The organism is Vreelandella hamiltonii (assembly GCF_014651795.1).
In the GTDB taxonomy this organism is placed as follows: domain Bacteria; phylum Pseudomonadota; class Gammaproteobacteria; order Pseudomonadales; family Halomonadaceae; genus Vreelandella; species Vreelandella hamiltonii.
Window position 1 is genome coordinate 77,539 of record NZ_BMXO01000017.1, and the last position, 23,151, is coordinate 100,689.

The following is a 23,151-nucleotide window of genomic DNA, read 5'->3' on the forward strand; positions in this document are numbered from 1 at the left end:
CCCCCGGTGCCCTCATCGGCAACGCTCTGCGCGTTGCTTCGCGGGTGCGCTCCGCTTACGCCGCGCTACGATATGTCGCCAACATTGGGTATGGGGGCACGGGCACGGATACCCCCGTAGCGCGGCGTAACGACTGAGCGAGAGAAACGAGCGAAAGAGGCACCCGCGGAGGCGGCGCCAGCCGCCCTGATGACGCCACCGAACCCACCGCGCCCTCGAATCACAAAACGCCACCGCCACCCCCGGCGCCCTCATCGGCAACGCTCTCCGCGTTGCTTCGCGGGTGCGCTCCGCTTACGCCGCGCTACGGTATGTGCCCACACCAACCCCAATACGTCACCACGGCAAATCGAGCCACACCAACCCCAATACGTCACCACGGCAAATCGCGGCACACCCGTAGCGCGGCGTAACGAAAGAGCGAGAGCAACGAGCGAAAGAGGCACCCGCGGAGGCGGCGCCAGCCGCCCTGATGGAGCCACCGAGCCGAACGCGCACTCGAATCACAAAACGCCACCGCCACCCCCGTCGCCCCCATCGGCAACGCTCTCGCGTTGCTTCGCGGGTGCGCTCCGCTTACGCCGCGCTACGGGTGCGGCGCCAACGATGCAAATGGGGTTGCCCGTAGCGGGGTGGGGCGCGTTTTATCCGAGATCTTTCTCCCGCCGTAAGCGGCCGCCGATCACCAGCATGCAGGGGGTGAGCAGTAGGGTGAGGAAGGTGGCGAACGTCAATCCACCGGCGATGGCGCTGGACATTTGTGTCCACCACTGGGCGGAGGGGGCGTTGAACCCGAGCGCGGGGGTGAAGAGGTTGACGTTGACTCCCAGTACCATGGGCATCAGCCCCAGCACGGTGGTGATGGCGGTCAGCAGGACGGGGCGCAGGCGCAGGCAGCCTGCTTCCAGGGCTGCCTGAGGAGGTGGCATGCCGTCGCGGCGCAGCTCGTTGTAGGTATCGATCAAGACGATATTGTTGTTGACCACGATGCCCGCCAGCGCGATCACGCCCATGCCTACCATGACGATGCCAAAGGCCTGGCCGGTGATCAGCAGGCCCATGAGTACGCCCGCCGTGGAGAACACGATGGCGGACAACACCAGCGCGGCCTGGTAATAGCTGTTGAACTGGGTCACCAGAATCAGCGCCATCAATCCTACGGCAATCAGGAAGGCACTGATCAGAAACTGCATCGACTCCTGCTGATCCTCCTGTTCGCCAGCCACATTGACCATCAGGCCATCCGGTAGTTGGCCTTGGCCAGCGGTCAGCAGGGCTCTCAGGCGCTCATCGGCCAGGTAGCCGGGCGCCAGATCCGCTTCCAACGTAATCGCGCGGCGGCCATCGATGCGGTTCAATGTCCCCACCTTGGGCGCCGGGGCGATTTCCACGAAATGAGAAATCGGCACCTGCCCACGGGAGGTGTTGATGGTGAGCCGCTCCAGTTGGTCCAGCGTGCGCCAGTGTTCCGGAAGGCGTACGCGAATATCGACCTCGTCACTCACCGTGGGAGGGCGGTAGCTGGCCACCTGCAGGCCGGTGGTGAGCAGTTGAACCGCGCTGCCAATGGTGGTGATGTCGGTGCCCATGCGGGCGGCGGCCTCACGGTCCACGGTGATCTGCCACTCCACCCCTGGCAGGCTGCGGTTGTCCTGAATATCCACGAAGCCGCCCAGCTCGCGCATCAACCGGGTGAGTTGATCGACCCCCGCATCGGCAACGTCCGGGTCCGTGGCGCTGACTTCCAGCACGATGGGTTTGCCGCCGCCGGGGCCCATTTCCTGCTCGCGGAATTCCAGGGTGATCCCCGGAATATCTGCCGTGCGCTCGGCCATGTCCGCCAGGATGGTGCGTGCCGGACGGCGCTGATACCAGTCAATGAACTGAAACTGCAGCATGCCGACCACGTCGCTGCCCATCTGCTGGTCGGGCACTGCAAAAGAGCGTGCGTAGAGAGCCTCCACTTCACCCAGGCCGCCCAGGCGCTGCTCCACGCGGCGCAAAATAGCGTCGGTTTCCTGAGCGGAAAAATCGCCCCGGGCGCGCACCAGCACCTGGGCGCTATCGGGTTCGACGTTGGGGAAGAAATCCACGCCGTGGTTGAACCGCGCATAGCCGGTATACAGCAGTGCGATCAGCAGCAGGGCGAAGGCCAGCACCCAGCCGGGGTAGCGCAGCAATCGGCTCAGCAAATGGCGGTAGCCTCGGCCCATCGCAGTGCTTTCATCCAGAGGCCCAGTGCCTGCACCGCTGGCCTTGGCGGTACGGGTAAACAGCCGCCCAAGCGTGGGCAGGAAGATGAGCGCCATGACCAGCGAGGCCAGCAGGCACAGAATCACCGTGGCGGGCAGGTACTTCATGAACTGGCCGACGACGCCGGGCCAGAACAGTAGCGGTAGAAACACCGCCAATGTGGTTGCCGTGGAGGCAATCACCGGCCAGCTCATCCGCGACGCGGCGTTCAGCCACGCCTGATGAGCCGTCAGCCCCTCGTGCAGATGGCGGTCGGCAAGCTCGCTGACCACGATGGCACCGTCCACCAGCATGCCCGCCACCAGAATCAGCGCAAACAGCACTACGATGTTGAGAGTGAAGCCAAAGGCCCAGACCAGCAGAATGCCGGTCAGGAAAGCCCCTGGAATGGTCAGTCCGACCAGCAGTGCCATACGCCAGCCCATCACGGCGACCACCACGACCAGTACCAGCACCACCGCAGTCAGCACGTTGTTGAGCAGTTCGGAGAGCATGTTCTGCACGGTGACCGACTCGTCCAGGATGGTCGTCACCCGTAGCTGCTCGGGTAACAGCGTTTGCGCCTCCGCAAAGCGGTCCCGCACGGCGTCGATGGTGGCGATGATGTTGGCCCCGGCGCGTTTGGAGATTTCCAGCACCACGGCAGGCTGGCCGTCGATACGCGCAAAGCCTTCGGGCTCTTTGTAGGTGGGGTGAATCCAGGCCACGTCACCGAACGTGACCACTTGCTCGCCCTCTACTTTCACGGGCATGTTCATCACGTCTTCCAGGGCAGCGATGATGCCGGGCACCTTCAGCGCCAGCCTGCCTGCGCCAGTATCCAGGCTGCCGGCGGCCACCAGCCGATTGTTGCGCGAGACCTGGTTGAACAAGGCATCGAAATCGACCCCGTAACTCTCCAGCACCAGCGGGTCCACGACGATTTCCAGCAGGTCTTCACGGTCACCGGCAATGTCCACCTCCAGCACGTCGGCAATGCCTTCGATCTCCTCCTTCAGGCGGCGGGCGATGGCAATGCGTTCGCGGGTGTCCAGCTCCCCTGAAAGGCCGATGCTCAAGACCGGGAACTCCGAGACATTGACCTCCATGACCCTCGGTTCGTCGGCTTCGGTGGGCAGGCTGCTACGCGCAATGTCTACTCGTTCCCGCACGTCGGAAAGCGCCGTGTCCGGATCGAAGCCCGGGTCGAACTCCAGCGTGACGGAGCCATGCCCCTCGCTGGACTGCGCCGTGAACTTGCGCAGCCCGGCAATGCCCCGCAGCTCCTGTTCCATCGGGCGAATCAGCAGCCGTTCGCCATCTTCCGGGCTGACCCCCTCCAGCGAGAGCGAGACATAAATGATCGGGATGGTGACGTCCGGGTTGGCTTCCTTGGGGATCACCTGCCAGGCCGTGAGCCCCGCCAGCAGCAGCCCGACCAGTAGCAGCAGGGTGGTGCGCGTATGGGTCAGCGCGGCATTAATGAGTGATCGCATGACCACCTTCCTGGGCAGGCACGGGGGTGACTTCCTCGCCAGGGCTGACCAGGCCAGCCCCCAATGTAATCAGCGTGACCGGGTCGGGCAGGCCGCTGACATAGGCGCGCTGGGTGTCGGCACTGATCAGCTCCACGGCAGACTGCACCACGCGGTTTTCGGCATCCAGGTGCCGAATGGCCAGCTGGCCCCGCTCATCCAGGCTGAACAGCGCAGGGGAAAGCGTATGCACGGCGCGAGGGGGCAGGGTGATGGTCAGCTCGGCGCTACCGCCTGCCAGCCGCTGGCGCTCGGGGTTGTCGAGGATGACTTCCACATAGAACGTCCGAGTCGCTTCATCGGCACGGCGGCTGATATAGCTCACTTCGCCGGTCAGTTCGCCGCCATTCAACAAGCGGGCCGTCACCGGCAGCCCTTCGCTCAGAGTGCCTACCTGCTGCTGGGACACCCAGGCCTCTCCTTTCAGGCGACGGTCATCGACCAGACGCGCCCACTCTTCTCCGGGCTGCAGCAGGTCGCCGATTTCCACCTGTACTCGGTCCAGCACGCCTTCGAACGGAGCGCTGGGGCGGGTATCGCGTAGCTGCTTCTCCAGTTGAGCCACCTGGGCCGCGCTGGCGCTGAGTGCGCTTTGCAAGCGCAGCAGCTCGGGCTGGGAAATCAGCTCGCGACGGCGCAGGTTCTGGGCCCCCGCGTACTCGGCCTGCGCCAGGGCCAGCTCATCGCGTGCCTGCTGCAGGCGCTCTGGCAGGGCATCGCTCTCCAGTACCAGCAGCGTCTCGCCCGGTTGAACGCGCTCGCCTTGGGTGATGGGGGCTTCCGCCACCAGGCCCGCCACGTTGGCGCGCAATACCGCCTCGCGAGCGGCCGCCAGCTGGCCTTGAACGACCACCTGAGGAATGTAGAGCGTGCTGGGCTGGGTCGAGACCTCCACCCGAGCCAAGGTCTCGCCGTTGCTCTCGCGGTTTTCTACAGGGGCGGACTGAAAACGCTGAAAGTCGCCCAGGGCAAGCCATACCACCAGGGCCAGCACCAGCAGGCTAGCCAGTGCATAAGAGGGGGGGATTCTTCGCATGAGGAGTCACTGTTCCAAATAAAGAGGGGCTCGCAACCCGTCACACCATAGCGCAAGTGCTGCCGCTCAGCGAGTACCAAGCCGCCGCGCGAATGGGTAGTAGTCTCAAGTCTGATTGAGTTTTTAGGCGTGTGGGCATAACATCGGTGCGCGAATCTTTACCGGGCGAACCTTCACTAGGCGAACCATCAAGGAGCAATGATGAAAGATCCAGTACGTATTGCGATTACCGGCGGTGCCGGCCAGATCAGCTACTCTCTTATTTTCCGCATTGCCGCTGGCGACATGCTGGGGCCGGATCAGCCTGTCATTCTCCAGCTTCTCGAAATTCCTCAGGCCATGGATGCGCTCAACGGCGTAGTCATGGAAGTGAACGACTGTGCGTTCCCGCTGGTGCAAGATATCGTCGCCACCGACGACCCCAACGTGGCGTTCAAGGATGCCGACTTCGCTCTGCTGGTAGGTGCTCGTCCGCGTGGCCCCGGCATGGAGCGTAAAGACCTGCTGGAAGCCAACGCCGCTATCTTCTCCGTACAAGGTAAAGCGCTGAACGACCACGCCAGCCGTGATGTGAAAGTGCTGGTCGTCGGCAACCCGGCCAACACCAACGCGCTGATCGCCTCCTGCAACGCGCCGGACCTGGACGCTGGCCAGTTCACCGCCATGACCCGTCTGGACCACAACCGCGCCCTGACGCAGCTGGCACAGAAGACCGGCAAGCACGTCACCGACGTCGAAAACATGATCATCTGGGGCAACCACAGTGCCACCCAGTACCCGGACCTGGCCCAGTGCAAGGTAGACGGCAAAGCCGCTTTCGATCTGGTCGAGCGCGACTGGTACGAAAACGACTTCATCCCGACCGTACAGCAGCGCGGTGCCGCCATCATCAAGGCACGCGGCGCCTCGTCTGCCGCCTCCGCTGCGTCTTCCGCCATCGACCACATGCGTGATTGGGCGCTGGGCTGCGACGGTATCGTCAGCATGGCCATCCCCTCCGACGGCAGCTACGGCATCGCCGAAGGCATCATCTACTCCTACCCGGTGCGCTGCCAGGGTGGCAAGTACGAAATCGTACAAGGTTTCGAACTCGATGCGTTCAGCAAAGAGAAGATGCAAGCCACGGAAAAAGAACTGCGCGAAGAGCGCGCTGCCGTCGAGCACCTGCTCGGCTAAGCACGCCGTTTGGCACCCGCCAACCGCACCCACCCCGCAAGCCATGCTTGCGGGGTTTTTTTATGCTCAGCGTAATGGGCTGGGATGGATAGTTATGTCGCTTGCGGGATAGCTTGAGTGGGTGACCCCGTAGCGCGGCGTAAGCGGAGCGCACCCGCGAAGCAACGCGTGGAGCGTTGCCGATGGGGGCATGGTGGGTGGCGGTGGCGTTTTGCGGTTCGAGAGCGTGTTGAAGTCGGTGGCTTCATCGGGGCGGCTGGTGCCGCCTTCGCGCCGGGCCGCCGCTGCGGGTGCCTCTTTCGCTCGTTGCTCTCGCTCAATCGTTACGCCGCGCTACGGGGGGCCTCGATTTGCCGTGGTGACGTATTCGGGTTGGTGTTGGCGATGTGATCGGGGTGGTTTATACGTTGGGGTGATGTGGGCGCATACCGTAGCGCGGCGTAAGCGGAGCGCACCCGCGAAGCACCCCGATAGGGGTGCCGGTGGTGGCAATGGCTTGGTACGCATGACGATAGGGTTGTCGCCACACCATTCAATGCGAGACGCTTACCTCAATCCCGTAAGCTCATGATGCGCCAATGACGTGCTTCGGCCACTTGGCGCAGGGTATCGTCAGGGTCTACGGCAACGGGGTTGTCGACCACTTCTAGTAGCGGCAGGTCGTTGTGTGAGTCGCTGTAGAACCACGCATCATCGAGGGTGCAGTCCTGGTCTTCCAACCATGCTTCCAAACGCGTGACTTTGCCTTCTCGGAAGCTGGGCACCCCGGCCACGCGTCCGGTATAGCGGCCATCGACCATTTCGGGGTCGACGGCAATCAGATCATCCACGCCCAGCCGCTCGGCAATCGGGCCAGTGATGAAACGGTTGGTGGCCGTAATGATCAGCAGCGTATCGCCCTTGGTGCGGTGGCGGGCCAGCAGCTCTTCGGCCTTGGGCAGAATATGCGGCTCGATCTTGCTAATCATAAACTGTTGGTGCCAGGCAGCAAGCTGTTCCGGGCTGTTGTCAGCCAGGGGTTTCAGCGCCAGCGCCAGAAACGCCATCATGTCCAGCGTGCCCGCATTATAGTCGGCCAGGAAGCGCTCGTTGGCCTCGCGGTAGGCCACTGGGTCCACCGCCCCTTGCTCTACCAGGAACTCCCCCCAGGCATGATCGCTATCGATGGATAGCAGCGTATTATCCAGGTCGAAAATGGCCAGACTCACGGCGCTCCCCTTGGTGGTTGATGTTGGTGAGATGTTCGCGGCACAAAGCGCCGGATTATCGCAGAGTCGCCTGGCTTTCACCACTTGGCGTTATCAGTCAGCGCGTAAAACCTCGTACTTTGAGTGCGAGGATGGATAGCGCGGCGTCCGGCAGGACGCCTTGTGCCTTGCAACCTTACATAAAACACGATAATTTGTAAGATATGATAACCGAACGCGCTTTCAAATACCGCTTCTACCCCACGCCAGAGCAGGCAACCCTGCTGGCGCGAACGTTTGGGTGCGTGCGGTTTGTCTGGAACGCGGTGCTGCGCTATCGCACCGATGCGTTCTATCAGCGTCAGGAAAAAATCGGTTACACCGACGCCAGCGCGTTTTTGACACAGTTAAAAAAGCAGCCTGACACCGCCTTTCTGGCCGAGGTCAGTTCGGTGCCACTGCAACAATGCCTGCGCCACCAACAAACCGCTTTCAAGAATTTCTTTGCCAAGCGGGCGCGGTATCCCAGCTTTAAATCCAAAAAGCACCGCCAGTCGGCAACGTTTGCCAGTTCAGCGTTTTCCTACCGTGACGGTAAAATCACCCTGGCTAAATGCAGTGAACCGCTGAGCATTCGCTGGAGCCGTGAGCTTCCTTCTGCCCCAGGCACCGTCACGGTATCCAAGGACGCCGCAGGCCGTTACTTCATTAGCTGTCTTTGCAAAGTGGACACCGACGCCCTCCCTATAACGCCGAAGATGGTCGGTATCGACCTGGGACTGAAAGACCTCTTTGTGACCAGCGACGGAATGCGGGTTAACAATCCCCGCCATACGGCACGCTATGCCCGTAAACTGGCGCGGGCGCAGCGCCAGCTATCACGTAAGCGGAAAGGCTCCAATAACCGCGCCAGGGCGCGGTTAAAGGTCGCCAAATGCTACGCCAAAATTGCCGACACTCGGCTAGACCGCCTGCATAAACTCACTCGCCAGATCGTTAACGAGAACCAAGTGATCGCAGCGGAGAGTTTGCAGGTGAAGAACATGGTCAAAAATCCCCATCTCTCTAACGCCATCAGTGATGTTGGCTGGGGGGAGCTGGTGCGCCAGCTTGACTACAAAGCGGCTTGGGCCGGACGCCAGTTCGTCCAGATCGACCGCTGGTACCCAAGCTCAAAACGCTGCCATGGCTGTGGATTTGTCATGGAATCGCTGCCACTAAATATTCGCATGTGGGATTGCCCAGGCTGTGGCACCGAAGGCATTGACCGTGACCTCAATGCCGCCCGCAACATCCTACAAGCTGGCACCGCGCTATTAGCTGGTGCCGAGCGTTGAAGTAACTACCGAGGGGCACTCGGGAATTAACGCCTGTGGAGTTTGTGTAAGACCGGCAATGCCAAGGCATTGAGGGCAACGGACAGCGAAGCAGGAACCAGGAAGGCAACAACCTGGGAATCCCCTTCCTTTCCGCCGCGAGGCGGCAGCGCAAGCTGAGGGAGGGGAGGATGTCAAATTGTATTGATACGGTTGACTCCCTTGTGGAAAAATGGGGACAACTGAAAATTTATGAAGGTGATGTCCGTGATCGACGTTGACGGCTTTCGCCCCAATGTTGGCATCATTATTGCCAATAGCCAGGGGCAACTGCTTTGGGCGCGTCGTGTAGGACAAAATGCGTGGCAATTCCCCCAGGGAGGCATCAAGGCAAGCGAGACTCCACAACAAGCACTTTTTCGTGAGCTTCACGAAGAAATCGGCCTGACCGCCGACGATGTTGATATTGTCGCCTGCACCCGGGGCTGGCTGCGCTACCGTCTGCCACGACGCATGATTCGTACCCACTCAAGGCCAGTCTGCATCGGCCAAAAACAGAAGTGGTTTTTACTGCAAATTCGCTGCCAGGAAAACCGGATTTGCATGACGGCGACACCCAAGCCGGAATTCGATGGTTGGCGATGGGTGAGCTACTGGTACCCGCTGGGTCAAGTGGTGCCCTTTAAAAGAGAGGTTTATCGACGCGCGTTACGAGAGCTGTCTCCCCGCGTTCAACGGTTGGCACAAGATAATGAAGGATGACGTGCGCGTCACTGCTGGAAGTCGGCAGTGGGCTATAGCCGGACACTTCCTCAGCGAGGCAAACAACAGTGAATAGTAAAATGTCGATGCTTGAGGTGCTACGACGCGTGATTCAGGAAGTGAATGGCGCGCGCAACCTCGATGCCGCGCTGTCCACCATGGTACGTCGTATCCGCAAGGCCATGCAGACGGACGTCTGCTCGTTCTACCTGTATGACAAAGAGCTGGAGTCGCTGGTGCTGATGGAAACCATCGGCCTGCGCACTCAGGCCGTGGGGCGAGTCATTCTGCCACTGGGCGAGGGCCTGGTGGGGTTGGTAGCCAAGCGCAGTGAGCCTCTCAACCTGGAAGATGCGCAGTCGCACTCGCACTTCCGCTATTTCGAGGCCACCGGGGAGGAGCGCTACTGCAGCTTTCTCGGCGTGCCGATCATCCACCAGCGTCACATGCTGGGCGTGCTGGTAGTGCAGCAGGCGGAAAAACGCCGCTACGATGACGAAGACGAAGCCTTTCTGGTCACCATGGCAGCCCAGTTGGCCGGCGTGCTGGCCCATGCCCTGGCCACTGGCCACCTCAACCGCCCCGCGCTGCCCGGTGGCCAGGCCATGTTCAAGGGCGTGGCCGCGTCGCCTGGCATGGCCATGGGTGAAGCGGTGGTCATCACCCCGCCCGCCGACCTCAACAGCGTGCCAGACCTGATCCCCAGCGATCAGGAGTATGAAATCGCCCGCCTGAAAGAAGCCATCGGCAAGACCCGCGACGAAATCCGCGCGGCGGCCGAGCGGCTGGTCAACCGTATCTCTTCCCAGGAGCTGGCGCTGTTCGATGTCTACCAGCAGATGCTGGGCGAGGCAGCGCTTTCGGAAGAGGTCGAAAAACGCATCCGTGAAGGGCAGTGGGCGCCGGGGGCGTTGGCCGATGTGGTGCGCCGTCACGTGCAATACCTGGAGCGGGTCGATGACGACTACCTGCGTGAACGGGCGGCGGATATTCGCGACCTGGGCCGCCGCGTGCTGGCGCATCTTCAGGAAGATACGCCCGCCACCCCGGAAATCTACCCGGACGACGCCATTCTGGTGGGCGATGAAATCAGCGTGGCGATGTTGGGCGAAGTGCCCCGCGACAAGCTCAAGGGGCTGGTCTCGGTGCGCGGCTCCAGCACCTCGCATGTGGCCATCGTCGCCCGTGCCATGGGTATCCCCACCGTGCTGGGCATGATGGATTTGCCGCTGCCCCGCCTGAACGGCGCGCCTGTGGTGCTGGATGGCCACCGTGGGCGGCTGTTCGTGCGGCCCATGGCGGAGCTCAAGGCTCGCTACGCTAGCCTGATTGCCGAAGAGAAAGTGCTCAGTGAGGTGTTGGCCCACGAGCAGGACCTGCCCAGCGAAACCCCGGATGGCCACGGCATCCCGCTGATGGTGAACACCGGCCTGGCGGTGGATGCGTCTGCCATGCTGAAAAGCCGGATTGGTGGGGTAGGGCTCTATCGCACCGAAGTACCGTTCATGATCACCGAGCGCTTTCCCGGCGAAAAAGAGCAGATGCGCATGTACCGCGAGCAGTTGGCAGGCTTTGCGCCGCTGCCGGTGGTCATGCGCACGCTGGATATCGGCGGCGACAAGGATTTGCCCTACTTCCCCATCGAAGAGGCCAACCCCTTTTTGGGCTGGCGCGGCATGCGCGTCACCCTCGACCATCCTGAAGTGCTGATGGTGCAGCTGCGCGCCATGCTCAAGGCCTCTCAGGATCTGAACAATCTCCACGTTCTGTTCCCGATGATTACCAACGTCGAAGAGGTGGATGAAGCCATTCGCTTGCTCGACCGTGCCATCATCGAGCTGGGCGAAGAGGGCATCCAAGTGGAGCGGCCCAGCGTGGGGGTCATGATCGAAGTGCCCGCCACCATCTATCAGATGGATGCGCTGGCCAAGCGGGTGGACTTCTTCTCGGTGGGCAGTAACGATCTCACCCAGTACCTGCTGGCGGTGGACCGCAACAACGCACGGGTATCCAGCCTCTACGATGCGCTGCACCCAGCGCTGCTGGGCGCGCTGGTCGAGCTGTCTCAGGATGCCCGGCGGCTGAACAAACCCATTTCGCTGTGTGGCGAGCTGGCCGGGGACCCGGCAGGGGCGCTGCTGCTGATGGCCATGGGCTTCAATAGCCTCTCCATGAACGCTCCCAGCCTGCCCAAGGTGCGAGCAGCCATTCGGCGTGTCACCCTGGCTGATGCGCAAACGCTGCTCAAGGAGATCATGCAGCTGGATACACCTTCCCAGGTACATGCCCATCTCAACCAGCGCTTCGACGAGTGGCAGCTTTCCCACCTGCTTCCCCCTAGGGATTAATACCCCCTGTAGGCGGGCGTTGCCAACGTGGTCTCACCCTGAAAACGGCCGAGGGGCCCAAAACGCTGCTCGGTCAAGGTGACGCTCCCTGCGTGGCTCAATGAGAGCCACGTAGTGGCTCGTGTGCCGTAGGTCTCGCCCACGATGAACGCCGCAGAGAGCTGACGCTCCAGCGTCAGCCCCACGCCGGTATCGGGTAGCGCCGCGTCATCGGCAAGGCGGGCATCGTGAAGCGCCTGGCGGGTGGCCTGACGCCAGTGGCCCGCTTCATGCTGGCGTAGGGCATGGCGCACCGCCTGGAGCTTGGGCCATGCGGTGTTCAGACTGGCATTCGATAACCCGTGAACCCCCTCGGCCACTTCGTTCAGCGTCACGCCGTTGCGCCCCCGGTGCAGGTGCCAGCAGTGGGTGGGCGTCGCCACCAGCAGGTTGAACCCGGCATAGCGGGCTGCGCCGTGCTCGGCCATGTCCCTTAACCACTGGGCAGGGTCGCTACTGGTGAGTGCGTTGGCCACCAGTTCGCCCCGGCTGGGCGGGTGAGCGGGGGCCAACAACCGGGTGTCGCGCACGTTGGTCAATGCGGCTACCATTCCTTTCCGGTTGGCCGCCAGCCAGGTGCCCCCGGCCTCCAGGTCGCGGCCGCCCAGCAGCGGCTTGTCGTCCCAGCGGGCCAGTGGTGCCGTGGGGCGGGCATGAAATTCATCCCGATTACCGGCCAGACGCAGCGGGAAACGACTCCCTGGGCGCCATGAAAAGGTGATCAAACACATAAACGACCCCTGTTGGTCACGAAATCCGACTCCTTGCGGTGTGCTGCATGACAGCATCCAAGAGTGGACGTACACTTAGCAAAGCTAAAGCAATAAGGCGGTTCACCTGCCGCGACAGAGCCTCATATCAACGAGGAAGACGCACACTATGCAACGTGATCAGCGAGAGCACTTCTGGAACGCCATCATCTGGCCCGTTCTGTGGCCGCTGCTGTTAGTGCAAGCCGCACTCGTACTGCTCTGCCTGTTGATGGGAGTGGTGATCTGGGTGATGTCGCCAGGCCAGGCCTCCTGGTCGACCACGTTATGGCTTACCCTGGCCCTGCTGCTGGGCAGTTGCATGAATGTAGGCGCTTTCTTGATGTTAATCAAAGCCCGGGCCAGATATAAGGATGCCCGTTTCATGCAGTGCCTGGTCGAGCTGGAGTGCCGTGTCGCCTCCTTGGGGCAGAAGGTCGCTCCCAGCCAGCCATGGGCGGCGGAAGAAGACACCCATCAGCGCCCCCTCAAGCGCCTTACCCATGCCAACGATCGGCTGGCCGCCATGCTGGAACAGCTGGAAAAAATACCCACGGCGACGCAAGAGAGCGCGGGCCGGGCCGACCAGGCGCTGCTCGAAGACCTGCATCACCAGCAGAAGCAGCTGAAGCACCTGATGGCAGGCAGGGAGCGGGCACGGGAAGAGTCGCGGCTGAAGTCAGGCTACCTGACCTTGATGCAGCGTGAAGCCGACAGCCTGTTCGAACACCTGGGCAGCATGATCAAGGACGACACTACCGAGGCGTGTCGCCAGAACGTCACCCATGTGCGCGAGCGGCTGGCCGATATACGCTCGCTGCTGGCCAATTTCGTGCAGCAGAGCGTCAACGAAGCCACCACCTACGACGTGCTGGAAACCGAAGGTTATCAGCCCCGTGTGCTGGTCGTGGATGACGGCCCCGTCAACCTGATGCTGGCACGGCAAATGCTGGAATCTCAAGGGCTTCAGGTAGAAGGCGTCAGCAGTGGCGAGCAGGCGCTGGAGCGGCAACAGTCCACTTTTTACGATCTCGTGTTCATGGACATCTTCATGCCCACGCTGGATGGCCTGGAAACTACCCGCCGCTGGCGTCAGTTCGAGCGGCATAACCCCGCCCATCGCAGTATCATCATTGCCCTCACCGCGAACGTGGACAACGCCGGGCGAGGCACCTGCGAAACGGCAGGCATGGATGATATCCTAGCCAAGCCCTATCAACCCGAAACGCTGCAACGCATGCTCAAAAAATGGCTGCCTGACGCTTTGGAGAAGCCCGCACAATGACATTTGCCGCCATTTTGGCCAGTTATCTCGTACTCGGTGCCGCCGCAGGCACCATGGCAGGACTGTTTGGTGTGGGGGGCGGCATCATCATCGTACCGGTGTTGGTGCTCGCCTTTGGTTTGCAAGGCATCGCCCCGGAAATCACCATGCACCTGGCGGTGGGCACCTCGCTGGCCACCATCGTTGTTACCGGAGCTTCATCGGCCCTTGGCCATGTGCGCCGAGGCAGCGTGCACCGCCCTTGGTTCATGGCGCTGCTGCCCGGGCTCATGCTCGGTGCCATTGCCGGGGTGTTCATTGCGGGCAACCTCTCGGGTACCGTGCTGGGCACTCTGTTCGGTGTTTTCGTGCTTCTGCTGGCGGCCAAAATGGTCATTGGCCTGAATCCAAAGCCGGGCAGCGTACCGCCTGGTAAAGTGGCCATGACCGTGGCCGGTGGCATCGTGGGCGCCATTTCGGCACTGTTCGGTATTGGCGGCGGGGCCATGACGGTGCCCTGGCTGTCTCGCTCCGGTGCCACCATGACCCAGGCCGTGGGCACCTCCGCCGCCTGCGGCCTGCCCATTGCCGTCGTGGGTGCCATCACCTTCATCATCGTCGGCTGGGGCAACCCTCTGTTGCCGCCGTGGGCCACCGGCTTCGTCATGTGGCCCGCGTTTATCGGCATCGTCGTCACCAGCGTTCCCTTTGCACGGCTAGGGGTGCGGCTGGCGCACGTGTTGCCTGCCCACGTGCTGCGCTATGGTTTTGCCCTGCTGCTCACGGTGGTGGGGCTGCGCTTCATCCTGGCGTAATCGCCACCCGGCACGCTGTCACTTCTTTTGTTCACGTAGAGAAACGGAATGATCAATTACCCCACGATAGACCCCGTCGCGATTTCGCTCGGCCCCCTGCAAGTGCACTGGTACGGTTTGATGTACGTGGTCGGTTTCGTTGCTGCCTGGTGGCTGGGCTGCCGCCGTGCTGCGCGGATCGGGCTCACCAAGGATGATATCAGCGACCTGCTGTTCTACTGCGCCATCGGTGTCGTGGCCGGTGGGCGATTGGGCTATGCGCTGTTTTACGGCCTGGGGCAGTGGTCTGCCGACCCGCTGTGGATCTTCCGCGTCTGGGATGGCGGCATGAGCTTCCACGGCGGGCTGATCGGCGTACTGCTGGCGGCCTTGCTATTCGCCCGGCGCAAGCAGCTGGCCTTCTTCACCCTCACCGACTTCATCGCCCCGCTCGTGCCCATCGGCCTCGGGGCAGGGCGCATCGGCAACTTCATCAACCACGAGCTGCCCGGCCGCGTGACCTCGCTTCCCTGGGGCATGCCCTTTCCCGGCATGGGCCCAGAGCCGCGTCACCCCTCGGCACTCTACGAAGCCGTATTGGAAGGCGCCGTGCTGTTCGTCATCCTCTGGTGGGTCTCGGCCAAGCCTCGCGCGCGCGGGTTCGTCTCCGGCCTGTTTTTGCTGGGCTACGGCGTCTTCCGCTTCATGGTCGAATTCGTCCGCATGCCCGACGCCCACATCGGCTACCTCGCCTTTGGCTGGTTCACCATGGGCATGCTCCTCACCCTACCCATGATTATTCTCGGACTCTTCCTGATGCTCTGGTCAAAAGGCAAGCCCATCGACGCCAAGGTATAGAAAGCAGTACACCCCGTAGCGCGGCGTAAGCGGAGCGCACCCGCGAAGCAACGCGAAAGCGTTGCCGATGAGGGCACGGTGGGTGGCGGTGGCGTTTTATTGTTCGATACCGTGAGCGGGCGCGCCCACATGGGGCGACATATGCACGTGCGGTTGCACAACATCGGCGTTGGCGATATCCCCGTAGCGCGGCGTAAGCGGAGCGCACCCGCGAAGCAACGCGAGAGCGTTGCCGATGAGGGCACGGTTGGTGGCAGTGGCGTTTTTGTGGCCGGAGGCGTGGTGGTTACGGTGGCGTAATCGGGGCGGCTGGCGCCGCCTTCGCGGGTGCCTCCATCGCTCGTTGCTCTCGCTCTGTCGTTACACCGCGCTACGGGGGGCATAGCTTTCGGTGGAAAACGTAGCGCGGCGTAACCGGAGCGCACCCGCGAAGCAACGCGAGGAGCGTTGCCGATGAGGGCTCGGTGGGCGGCGGTGGGCTTAACGTAGACGTTGCCTTTAGGGGAGCCTAGAATACAGCCTCATATTCGCTGTTAATCTGGAAACCTTGTGACTGCTACAACGCCTTCGCTTACCACGTCGAACGAATTGCCTGCGCTTGAGCAGCCTTACCTGGACTTGATGCGCACTGTGCTCGAACAGGGCGTTGATCGCGGTGACCGTACCGGTACGGGTACGCGCTCGGTGTTTGGCCACCAGATGCGTTTCGATCTTTCCCGTGGGTTTCCGCTGCTGACCACCAAGAAGCTGCACCTGCGCTCGATCATTCATGAGCTGCTGTGGTTTCTGAAGGGCGATACCAACATCGGTTACCTGAAAGAGCACGGCGTGCGTATCTGGGACGAATGGGCCGATGAAGAGGGCAACCTGGGCCCCGTATATGGCTACCAGTGGCGTAGCTGGCCGCACCCCAAGGGCGGCAGCGTGGATCAGATTGCCAATGTGCTGGAGCAGATTCGTCATAACCCGCAGTCGCGCCGTTTGATCGTCTCGGCCTGGAACCCAGGGCAGGTGGATGAAATGAAGCTGCCGCCGTGCCACTGCCTGTTCCAGTTCTACGTGGCGAACGGTCGCCTTTCCTGCCAGCTGTACCAGCGCAGTGCGGATATTTTCCTCGGTGTGCCGTTCAATATCGCCAGCTACGCGCTGCTGCTCAGCATGGTGGCGCAAGTGACCGGGCTGAAGCCGGGCGAGTTCATCCACACGCTGGGCGATGCCCATCTCTACAGCAACCACCTGGAGCAGGCGCAGGAACAGCTGGCGCGCCCCCCCATGGCACCGCCAGCGCTGGTGCTCAACCCGGCCGTCACGGATCTGTTCGACTTCACCTTCGATGACATTCATATAGAAGGTTACCAATCGCATCCTCACATCAAGGCAAAGGTCGCCGTATGAGCCAATCTCTCCCGACTGACGAACTGCTGGTGCCGGTGGCGATGATCGTCGCCATGGCGAAGAATCGTGTCATCGGCGTCGATGGCAAGCTGCCCTGGTACCTGCCGGAAGACCTGAAGTTCTTCAAACGCATGACCCAGGCCAAGCCTCTGGTGATGGGGCGCAAGACCTATGCATCCATCGGCAAGCCGTTGCCCAATCGGCTGAATATCGTGGTGACCCGAGACTCGGCTTTCACCGCCGAAGGAGCGCGCATCTGCCACGACCTGCCATCAGCCTTGGCGCTGGCCGACCAGCATGCCACCATCGAAGCGGCCGAGGAGATCATGGTGATGGGAGGCGGCGAGATCTACCAGCAAGCCTTGCCCTTTGCCCAGCGGCTATATATTACTGAAGTCGATATCGACGTTGCGGGCGACGCGACGTTTCCTGAATTCTCGGCAGACGAGTGGCGTGAAGTGCAGCGCGTACCCGGCCAGCCAGCGGAAGGGCAGCCACGTTATGATTTCGTGGTGTATGAGCGTGTCAACGACTGACCAAGGGCAAAGGAGGGGGTAATGGCTGCCAGCGTACTGCAACTATTAGAACTACTCGAAACACGGCTCGACCAGAAGAACGCCGAGCTGGAAGCACTGCGTGCCGAAAACAGCCGCCTGAAACAGCAGCTGGCGCGCTGGGAAGCAGCGCCACCCCAGGTAGCGCCACCCCCTGCCGTTGAACCTGCTGCCGAAGCGACTCAGCCGCCATCGCCTCACGCGTTGTTGAAACAGTGGTATCAGCGCTACCCCAATGCTTTCTTCAAAGGGCATACCAAGCCGCTGAAAGTGGGCATTCATCACGACCTGGCCGAGCGTGAGCCCTGGTCGGGCAAGCTGGTGCGTCGTGCCTTGGCCAACTACGTCAATCTGCCGCGCTACATCAAATCCATGCGGGAAGGCGTAGAACGGGTGGATCTGGAAGGCAATCCGGCAGGCAAAGTCGACAAGGAAGCGGCACAGCACGCCAGTGCGCGGCGCCACGAAAGCCAGGCGACCACAGCAACAGAAGCCGCGCCGACACCGCGTGCCAAACCTGCTCAACGAACGCCGCCGCCAAGGAAGGAAAAACGTCAGGAAGTGCCCCGGCAGGAAAAAATCGAGCAGGCAAAACCGCTTAGCCTTGAAGAGAAGCTGAAAGGTTTGCAGCAGAAATTCGAAGGCCGCTGAGACCGGTTTGGGTTGGCTGGGTTCCATAAAAAAACACAAATCATAAAAAAACACTGTTTTTTTCTATTGCGTTCCTTGGAATCCCAGTATAGAGTTTGATCTGCGAGCATTGGACTATAACAAGGCTTTGTTGAGGACATGTCGCATACCACCGGGAAAAACCGGCGGGTGAGAAAAAGAGCATGGCCCGCAAGCCGCTTGCTGGCTTCTTCGAAGGCCAGTAACAACGATCGAAACAGTAAGCTAGTTAAGGAACCTATATCATGAAAAAGACACTTTTAGCGACTGCTATTGTTGGCGCCCTGGGTGCCTCCGCTGCCGCTCAAGCAGCCACTGTCTATGACCAGGACGGCACTCGTCTGGACATTTACGGTCGTATCGCCATGGGTATCGCCGGTGGTGGCCCCGAGTTCGATTCTAAAGACCGTGAAATCGACAACGGCGCTGAGTTCGTAGACGTGGCCTCTCGTCTGGGTCTGCGCATGAGCCAGCAGGTTACTTCTGACCTGAGCGCTTTCGGTCACCTGGAATGGCGTTTCCGTGCTGACGAGCGTCGCAGCGGCGAAGCCTTCCGTGAAACTCGTCAGAGCTACATCGGTCTGAAGAGCGAGCAGTACGGTACAGTGGTTGGCGGTAACTTCGACAGCTTCTACAACCAGTTCGTTGTCGATCCGTTCGACGTCTACATCGACAAAGGCTTGCAGTTCGCTGAACATCCGACCCAGTCTCGCGGCGACTCTATCGGTTACTACACGCCTGACCTGAGCGGTTTCACTGCCTTCCTGCAGCTGAAGCACTACAGCGAGCGCGGCCTGCTGGAAGGTATCGAAACTACTGAGCAAGGCGAAGTTGTAGCCGCTCAGGGTGGTGTTCGTTACGCTGAAGGTCCTGTAACTGTTGCTCTGGGCTTCGTTGACGACGTAGTTCGTGGCGGCGGCAACGGCGAAATGCTGTACGGCCTGATCGGTTCTTATGACATCACTGACCAGTTCTCTGCACGTCTGGGCTACGAAGGCCGCGACAACAGCACTGAATTCGGCGGTGGCTTCGACACCGTAGGTTTGGGTGGTACTTTCACCACTGGTCCTTGGGCGTTCAACGTCGACTACTACAACATCGAGCGTGACGACGATTCTACCAGCAACGCATGGTCTGCTGGCGCATACTACAAGGTATCCAGCAACTTCGACGTATTCGCTGAGCTGGCTGACGGCGATGCGCCGAGCGTCAACCGTGACACCACTCTGGGCGACCTGACCGACAACGTATACTGGCTGACTGGCGCTCGTTACCACTTCTAAGCCTGGCTTTCGCCAACGCTTGAATGGATAACTGCCTAACAGCAGATAGAACCGGCCCTCAGGGGCCGGTTTTTTATTTGATGGCCTATGGTCAGTTAGTGAACAGGTTGGCCAATCGCTTGGCCGTCTGAAGCAAGGTACAGTAGCTTTATCAGTATTTACTAAACACATCTCATTGCTATTGACAATGGAGGAAATAGGCAAGATTTATGAATCCTGCTTCCACCTTGTTACATGCAGGCGCCGAAAAGGGTATGATTCATACGTTAGGCTAAGCACACTTACATTAGTGATAACGCTTATCAGGTAGTGGCGTTCGATGGCCATGCCTTTCTGAATTTACGCGCAAAGTCAAAGAGTTGACTTCTCCAAGAGTCACGGATGATAAAACGAATTCTGCAGAACCAACTGCTCACCACGCTGGCTGCGCGTGGGATTGCCGCAGGTGGCACCTTCCTGCTTTCCTATGTGTTGGCCACGTTCGTCAGTATTCAGGCCTTTGGTGCCTTCATGCTGTGCCTGTCGATCATGATCGGCATGCAGGTCTTTGCCAGCCTGGGCACCGACCGGGCCACGCTCAAGTACATGGGGGTCGCGACCTCCAATAATAACCGCCGTGAAGTCGCCTGGATTTACCGGCACGCCATGACGGTCAACGTACTGGTCGGCGTGCTGCTGGGCGTAGTGCTGTGGGTGGCGGCGCCCAGCGTGGCACAAATGCTGCTCTCCTCGACAGACAATGCGGTCGAGGCCCTGAGAATGACCGCGCTGCTGTCGCCGGTGTACAGCGTCATTTACCTGTGCAATTTTCTGATGAAAGGCTGGGGCAGGGCCAACGTTTCCTGCCTGTTCGAAATAGGCTGTATTTCCATCGTGCTCAGCGGGGTCGTGCTGGTGTGTGCCTGGCTGGGGATCTCGCTGGGGGCACTGGCGCTGATGACCGCGCTGGGTGTGATTCTAGGGCTCTACCTGCTGGTGGCGCTGTGGGCCGTCTGGTGGCTCTACCGCCGCAGCGCGCTGGTCGAAAGTGACAGCGTCAGCTTTACCAAAGGCTTCTATCGCCATCTGCCCGATTTTTTGCTGGTAGGCATCATCTTCTACTACACCCAGTGGGGGGTTGGCCTGGTATTGGGCGCCTTCCATAGCGAAAGCGATGTTGCCTTGTTCAGCCTGGGGCTACGGTTGGCCATGATCATCGGCTTCATCCTGACCGTATACGACAGCATTCTGGGGCCGCGTTTCTCACGGCTCCAGCATGAAGGCAATAGCGAAGGGCTCAGGCTGCTTGCCCAGAAAAGTGCTTTTCAAATGACCTGCTTCGCGCTGCTGCCCGCCTTGGTGTTCATCATCTGGCCCAACGCCGTGCTGGCGTTGTTTGGCAGTGATTACAGCGGTGCTGCCAGCGTCGTGAGAATTCTCGTGATCGGGCAGCTGGTGAATGTGATGACCGGCTCGGTCATTTTGCTGCTTTTGATGGCCGACCAGCAGCGTGCGGCGCGGAATATACTAATCTGGTCTGTGGTGGTGGGGGGCATTGCCTCGCTGCTGCTGATTCCGCGTTACAGCGCAGAGGGGGCGGCCTATGCGCTGCTGCTGTGCCTGCTGATTCAGAATGGCGTGGCGGTCTACGTGGTGAAGAGAAAGTTCGGTTTCATGATGACCGACTGGCGTTTCGTCATGACGCCACGAAGCCGAGCCAACAATGATGGTGAACCAAGATGATTAGACTCGAAAGGGAGTTCCACCTGGAAGAAGGGATCGATTACAGCTTCATCAATCCGTTTTCTCTAGGGGTCGTGGCGCAAAGCCTGAGCGAGCAGGAGTGCCGACAGATTCGCTTCTACGCCGATGGCATTGCCGTCGTGCTCTATGCCCGGTTGTTCAAAGGCAAAAAGATTCAGCGTACCAGCTTCGACGACACCTCGATTGCCCCGGTGGTACTGGGCCATGCCCAGGCCACACAGAAGCGCGTTGCGCTGGTGGGCGGCACCGAAGAGAACGTCCGTCAGGCGGCGCAGCTGCTGGCGCAGAAATACCCGGGGCTGGAGATCAGCTACGCACGCTCCGGCTTTTTCAGCAGTGACGAAGAGCGCCAGCAGAGCCTGGTGCAGGCAGCCAATGCCGACATCGTCATCGTGGGCATGGGCGCAGGCAAGCAGGAGCGCCTGCTGCTGGACCTGAGGGCTGCGGGCTGGCAAGGCACCGGCTTTACCTGTGGCGGCTATCTGGATCAGTTCGTGGAGGCCAAGGGGCAAGACTACTACCCGGCCTGGGTAGACCGTCTCAACCTGCGTTGGCTGTACCGAATGATGAAAGAGCCAAATCGGCTGTTGAAGCGCTACTTGAAAGACTATCCCCGGTTTTTGATCAAATACGGCAACAAGATCGAGTAAATCATGATTCCTAAAAAGATCCATTTCTGCTGGTTTGGCGGTAACGCCATGACATCACTCTATAAAGAGTGTATCGCTTCGTGGCAAGAGAAAATGCCCGATTATGAAATCGTGGAATGGAACGAAAGTAATATCGATAAAGATATTCCTTTTGTTCGCTACTGCCTGGAAAACAAAAAGTGGGCATTTCTCTCGGACTACATTCGGATGTACGCCCTGAATGAGCAAGGGGGCATCTACCTCGATGTGGACATGGAAGTAGTGAAGTCCTTGGATCCTTTGTTGAGTCATCCCTTTTTCATCGGGTATGAAGATGAGGGAAGAATCGGCGCTGGAGCCATTGGCGGTGTGCCTGGGCATCACTTCTTCAAGAACGCCATGCAGCTCATCGAAGAGCGGCATCAGAAGAAAAAGCCTTATCTGATAGCGCCCGAAGTGGCCAATGCGTGCATTGCCAAAGAAGATACCGATACCGTCATTCTGCCTTGGCCACTTTTCTATCCCTACAACCCTTACGCAAAAACCCATGACCGGAAGCAGCTGCTCTATCGGCATGTCACCGAAGAAACATACCTGATCCACCATTGGGGTAAGGGGTGGAAAATGAGTCTGCCTGAAAAGATATTAAGAAAATTATCAAAAATGATGAGCTGAAAGTATCATGTCTACAGAAATAAATCGCAAAGGAAATGTGATGTTTCCCAAAGTTGCCATTGCGCTTTTGAGCGCATGGCTTTTTTTGATTAATGGAAACCTTGATCCAAGAGTTATGTCAGGGATGTATTTGCAAGGCGCCATGGTGCTTGTTTTGGTTGGGTTTTTGGTGCTTTTTTTATATGATGGGCATAAGTTACCCCTGGCTATGGTTTTTTTTCCGCTCTTGTTTTTATACATGTATCTGGTTTCGCTTTTTAATGGAGGTGGTCTTCAAAGTGTGGCAAAGGTCGTGGTTTTTGCCGTGGTGGTTTGGATGGCGGTTTATTGTGCTGAAAAAATAAAAGTCGAAGTTTTTTTGAAAGTGGTAGTGCTGTCTCTCTTCTTTTTATCAGTTTTGAATTTCTTTGTGATCGTCGCTATTCCTGAAATAGGCGTGGATGTTGGCTTTTTTGAGGGAGACTGGAAGGGTGTATATGATCAAAAAAACTCTTTGGGTAGGCTGGCTTCAATATTGATGATTTCCGCTTTTTTACTTTTTTTAATTAGTAAGGACTTTGGTGTCCGTCTTTATTCAGTGTTGTTTTCTCTGGCTGCAATGTTTTTTTCATATAACACGGGCTCGAGAACGGCATTGGCAACTTCTTTGATTGTTGTCGTTTTGATTGTTGCCTTTCGTTTTCTTATTTTTGTGTATAGTCGTCCCATCAAGGATAAGGTTGTTTTTACTTTAATTTTGTTTGTTGAGGCGGCATTGGTTCTTTTCTTTATAGCAATTACAGTTTCTGTTGTGGATTTGCATACTAGGTTTTGTACGAAAAGTCATATCTGCTAAATTTGCCTATGCGATAGCTGCATAGGAGAACCGTCATGGTCGAACGTTATGAAGTCTCTGATAACGGCTGGG

The 23,151-nt window shown here is 59.6% G+C and carries 19 protein-coding genes; 15 read left to right on the forward strand and 4 right to left on the reverse strand.

The window, feature by feature from the left end:
* Positions 1–644 precede the first annotated feature (644 nt).
* Together IE061_RS15460 and IE061_RS15465 are read right to left on the reverse strand one after the other, a co-directional pair.
* Positions 645–3,728 (reverse strand): efflux RND transporter permease subunit, encoded by a 3,084-nt coding sequence (locus IE061_RS15460; RefSeq protein WP_193462003.1) that lies wholly within the window; start codon positions 3,726–3,728, stop codon positions 645–647.
* A complete protein-coding gene (locus IE061_RS15465) occupies positions 3,712–4,803 on the reverse strand; it encodes an efflux RND transporter periplasmic adaptor subunit (protein ID WP_193462004.1) in 1,092 nt (363 codons plus the stop codon). Before IE061_RS15465 ends, IE061_RS15460 begins: the two co-directional genes overlap by 17 nt.
* 201 nt (positions 4,804–5,004) lie before the next feature.
* On the opposite strand from IE061_RS15465, the gene IE061_RS15470 reads away from it, so the two are divergent.
* Positions 5,005–5,979 carry a malate dehydrogenase gene (locus IE061_RS15470; RefSeq protein ID WP_016913321.1) on the forward strand — a complete coding sequence of 325 codons (975 nt, stop codon included), beginning with the start codon at positions 5,005–5,007 and terminating at the stop codon, positions 5,977–5,979.
* A gap of 551 nt (positions 5,980–6,530) precedes the next feature.
* On the opposite strand, the gene IE061_RS15475 is transcribed toward IE061_RS15470, so the two are convergent.
* Positions 6,531–7,187, reverse strand: a complete 657-nt coding sequence (locus tag IE061_RS15475) for a histidinol-phosphatase (protein ID WP_081138239.1) — start codon at positions 7,185–7,187, stop codon at positions 6,531–6,533.
* Between the two features lie 203 nt (positions 7,188–7,390).
* Here IE061_RS15475 and IE061_RS15480 point away from each other — a divergent pair, with 203 nt between their 5' ends.
* From IE061_RS15480 to ptsP, 3 genes are all read left to right on the forward strand, one after another.
* Positions 7,391–8,503, forward strand: coding sequence for an RNA-guided endonuclease InsQ/TnpB family protein (locus IE061_RS15480; RefSeq protein WP_193462005.1), 1,113 nt, complete (start codon positions 7,391–7,393; stop codon positions 8,501–8,503).
* A gap of 246 nt (positions 8,504–8,749) precedes the next feature.
* The gene (locus IE061_RS15485) at positions 8,750–9,244 is read left to right on the forward strand and encodes an RNA pyrophosphohydrolase (RefSeq protein WP_193462006.1); all 495 of its coding nucleotides are present in this window, start codon (positions 8,750–8,752) and stop codon (positions 9,242–9,244) included.
* An 86-nt stretch (positions 9,245–9,330) separates the two neighbouring features.
* A complete protein-coding gene (gene ptsP / locus IE061_RS15490) occupies positions 9,331–11,592 on the forward strand; it encodes a phosphoenolpyruvate--protein phosphotransferase (RefSeq protein ID WP_193462022.1) in 2,262 nt (753 codons plus the stop codon).
* On the opposite strand, the gene IE061_RS15495 is transcribed toward ptsP, so the two are convergent.
* On the reverse strand, positions 11,589–12,362 hold the full coding sequence (locus IE061_RS15495; protein ID WP_193462007.1) for an NRDE family protein: 774 nt from the start codon (positions 12,360–12,362) through the stop codon (positions 11,589–11,591). The genes ptsP and IE061_RS15495 overlap by 4 nt on opposite strands.
* Before the next feature lie 148 nt (positions 12,363–12,510).
* Here IE061_RS15495 and IE061_RS15500 point away from each other — a divergent pair, with 148 nt between their 5' ends.
* From IE061_RS15500 to IE061_RS15550, 11 genes are all read left to right on the forward strand, one after another.
* Complete coding sequence (locus IE061_RS15500) at positions 12,511–13,665, forward strand: response regulator (protein WP_193462008.1); 1,155 nt, start codon at positions 12,511–12,513, stop codon at positions 13,663–13,665.
* Positions 13,662–14,459 carry a sulfite exporter TauE/SafE family protein gene (locus IE061_RS15505; protein ID WP_193462009.1) on the forward strand — a complete coding sequence of 266 codons (798 nt, stop codon included), beginning with the start codon at positions 13,662–13,664 and terminating at the stop codon, positions 14,457–14,459. The genes IE061_RS15500 and IE061_RS15505 overlap by 4 nt, the downstream gene beginning before the upstream one ends.
* Positions 14,460–14,507: 48 nt before the next feature.
* A complete protein-coding gene (lgt, locus tag IE061_RS15510; RefSeq protein WP_193462010.1) occupies positions 14,508–15,296 on the forward strand; it encodes a prolipoprotein diacylglyceryl transferase in 789 nt (262 codons plus the stop codon).
* A gap of 549 nt (positions 15,297–15,845) precedes the next feature.
* On the forward strand, positions 15,846–16,691 hold the full coding sequence (locus IE061_RS15515; protein ID WP_193462011.1) for a thymidylate synthase: 846 nt from the start codon (positions 15,846–15,848) through the stop codon (positions 16,689–16,691).
* On the forward strand, positions 16,688–17,227 hold the full coding sequence (locus IE061_RS15520) for a dihydrofolate reductase (RefSeq protein ID WP_193462012.1): 540 nt from the start codon (positions 16,688–16,690) through the stop codon (positions 17,225–17,227). The genes IE061_RS15515 and IE061_RS15520 overlap by 4 nt, the downstream gene beginning before the upstream one ends.
* Positions 17,228–17,248: 21 nt before the next feature.
* Positions 17,249–17,896, forward strand: a complete 648-nt coding sequence (locus IE061_RS15525) for a ProQ/FINO family protein (protein WP_193462013.1) — start codon at positions 17,249–17,251, stop codon at positions 17,894–17,896.
* A gap of 263 nt (positions 17,897–18,159) precedes the next feature.
* Positions 18,160–19,197, forward strand: coding sequence for a porin (locus tag IE061_RS15530; protein WP_193462014.1), 1,038 nt, complete (start codon positions 18,160–18,162; stop codon positions 19,195–19,197).
* Positions 19,198–19,578: 381 nt separating this feature from the next.
* The gene (locus tag IE061_RS15535) at positions 19,579–20,919 is read left to right on the forward strand and encodes an oligosaccharide flippase family protein (RefSeq protein WP_193462015.1); all 1,341 of its coding nucleotides are present in this window, start codon (positions 19,579–19,581) and stop codon (positions 20,917–20,919) included.
* Positions 20,916–21,590: a WecB/TagA/CpsF family glycosyltransferase gene (locus IE061_RS15540; RefSeq protein WP_193462016.1), complete on the forward strand. Its 675-nt coding sequence runs from the start codon at positions 20,916–20,918 to the stop codon at positions 21,588–21,590. Before IE061_RS15535 ends, IE061_RS15540 begins: the two co-directional genes overlap by 4 nt.
* A gap of 3 nt (positions 21,591–21,593) precedes the next feature.
* Positions 21,594–22,244, forward strand: coding sequence for a glycosyltransferase family 32 protein (locus IE061_RS15545; RefSeq protein ID WP_193462017.1), 651 nt, complete (start codon positions 21,594–21,596; stop codon positions 22,242–22,244).
* Positions 22,245–22,284: 40 nt separating this feature from the next.
* A complete protein-coding gene (locus IE061_RS15550) occupies positions 22,285–23,079 on the forward strand; it encodes a hypothetical protein (protein ID WP_193462018.1) in 795 nt (264 codons plus the stop codon).
* The last annotated feature ends 72 nt before the right edge of the window (positions 23,080–23,151 follow it).

Coding starts and splice junctions, on each gene's coding strand:
- IE061_RS15550 (WP_193462018.1), top strand. CDS start 22,285: ATGTTTCCCAAAGTTGCCATTGCGCTTTTGAGCGCATGGCTTTTTTTG.
- IE061_RS15495 (WP_193462007.1), bottom strand. CDS start 12,362: ATGTGTTTGATCACCTTTTCATGGCGCCCAGGGAGTCGTTTCCCGCTG.
- IE061_RS15525 (WP_193462013.1), top strand. CDS start 17,249: ATGGCTGCCAGCGTACTGCAACTATTAGAACTACTCGAAACACGGCTC.
- IE061_RS15530 (WP_193462014.1), top strand. CDS start 18,160: ATGAAAAAGACACTTTTAGCGACTGCTATTGTTGGCGCCCTGGGTGCC.
- IE061_RS15545 (WP_193462017.1), top strand. CDS start 21,594: ATGATTCCTAAAAAGATCCATTTCTGCTGGTTTGGCGGTAACGCCATG.
- ptsP (WP_193462022.1), top strand. CDS start 9,331: ATGCTTGAGGTGCTACGACGCGTGATTCAGGAAGTGAATGGCGCGCGC.
- IE061_RS15500 (WP_193462008.1), top strand. CDS start 12,511: ATGCAACGTGATCAGCGAGAGCACTTCTGGAACGCCATCATCTGGCCC.
- IE061_RS15540 (WP_193462016.1), top strand. CDS start 20,916: ATGATTAGACTCGAAAGGGAGTTCCACCTGGAAGAAGGGATCGATTAC.
- IE061_RS15480 (WP_193462005.1), top strand. CDS start 7,391: ATGATAACCGAACGCGCTTTCAAATACCGCTTCTACCCCACGCCAGAG.
- IE061_RS15470 (WP_016913321.1), top strand. CDS start 5,005: ATGAAAGATCCAGTACGTATTGCGATTACCGGCGGTGCCGGCCAGATC.
- IE061_RS15535 (WP_193462015.1), top strand. CDS start 19,579: ATGATAAAACGAATTCTGCAGAACCAACTGCTCACCACGCTGGCTGCG.
- IE061_RS15505 (WP_193462009.1), top strand. CDS start 13,662: ATGACATTTGCCGCCATTTTGGCCAGTTATCTCGTACTCGGTGCCGCC.
- IE061_RS15465 (WP_193462004.1), bottom strand. CDS start 4,803: ATGCGAAGAATCCCCCCCTCTTATGCACTGGCTAGCCTGCTGGTGCTG.
- IE061_RS15460 (WP_193462003.1), bottom strand. CDS start 3,728: ATGCGATCACTCATTAATGCCGCGCTGACCCATACGCGCACCACCCTG.
- lgt (WP_193462010.1), top strand. CDS start 14,508: ATGATCAATTACCCCACGATAGACCCCGTCGCGATTTCGCTCGGCCCC.
- IE061_RS15520 (WP_193462012.1), top strand. CDS start 16,688: ATGAGCCAATCTCTCCCGACTGACGAACTGCTGGTGCCGGTGGCGATG.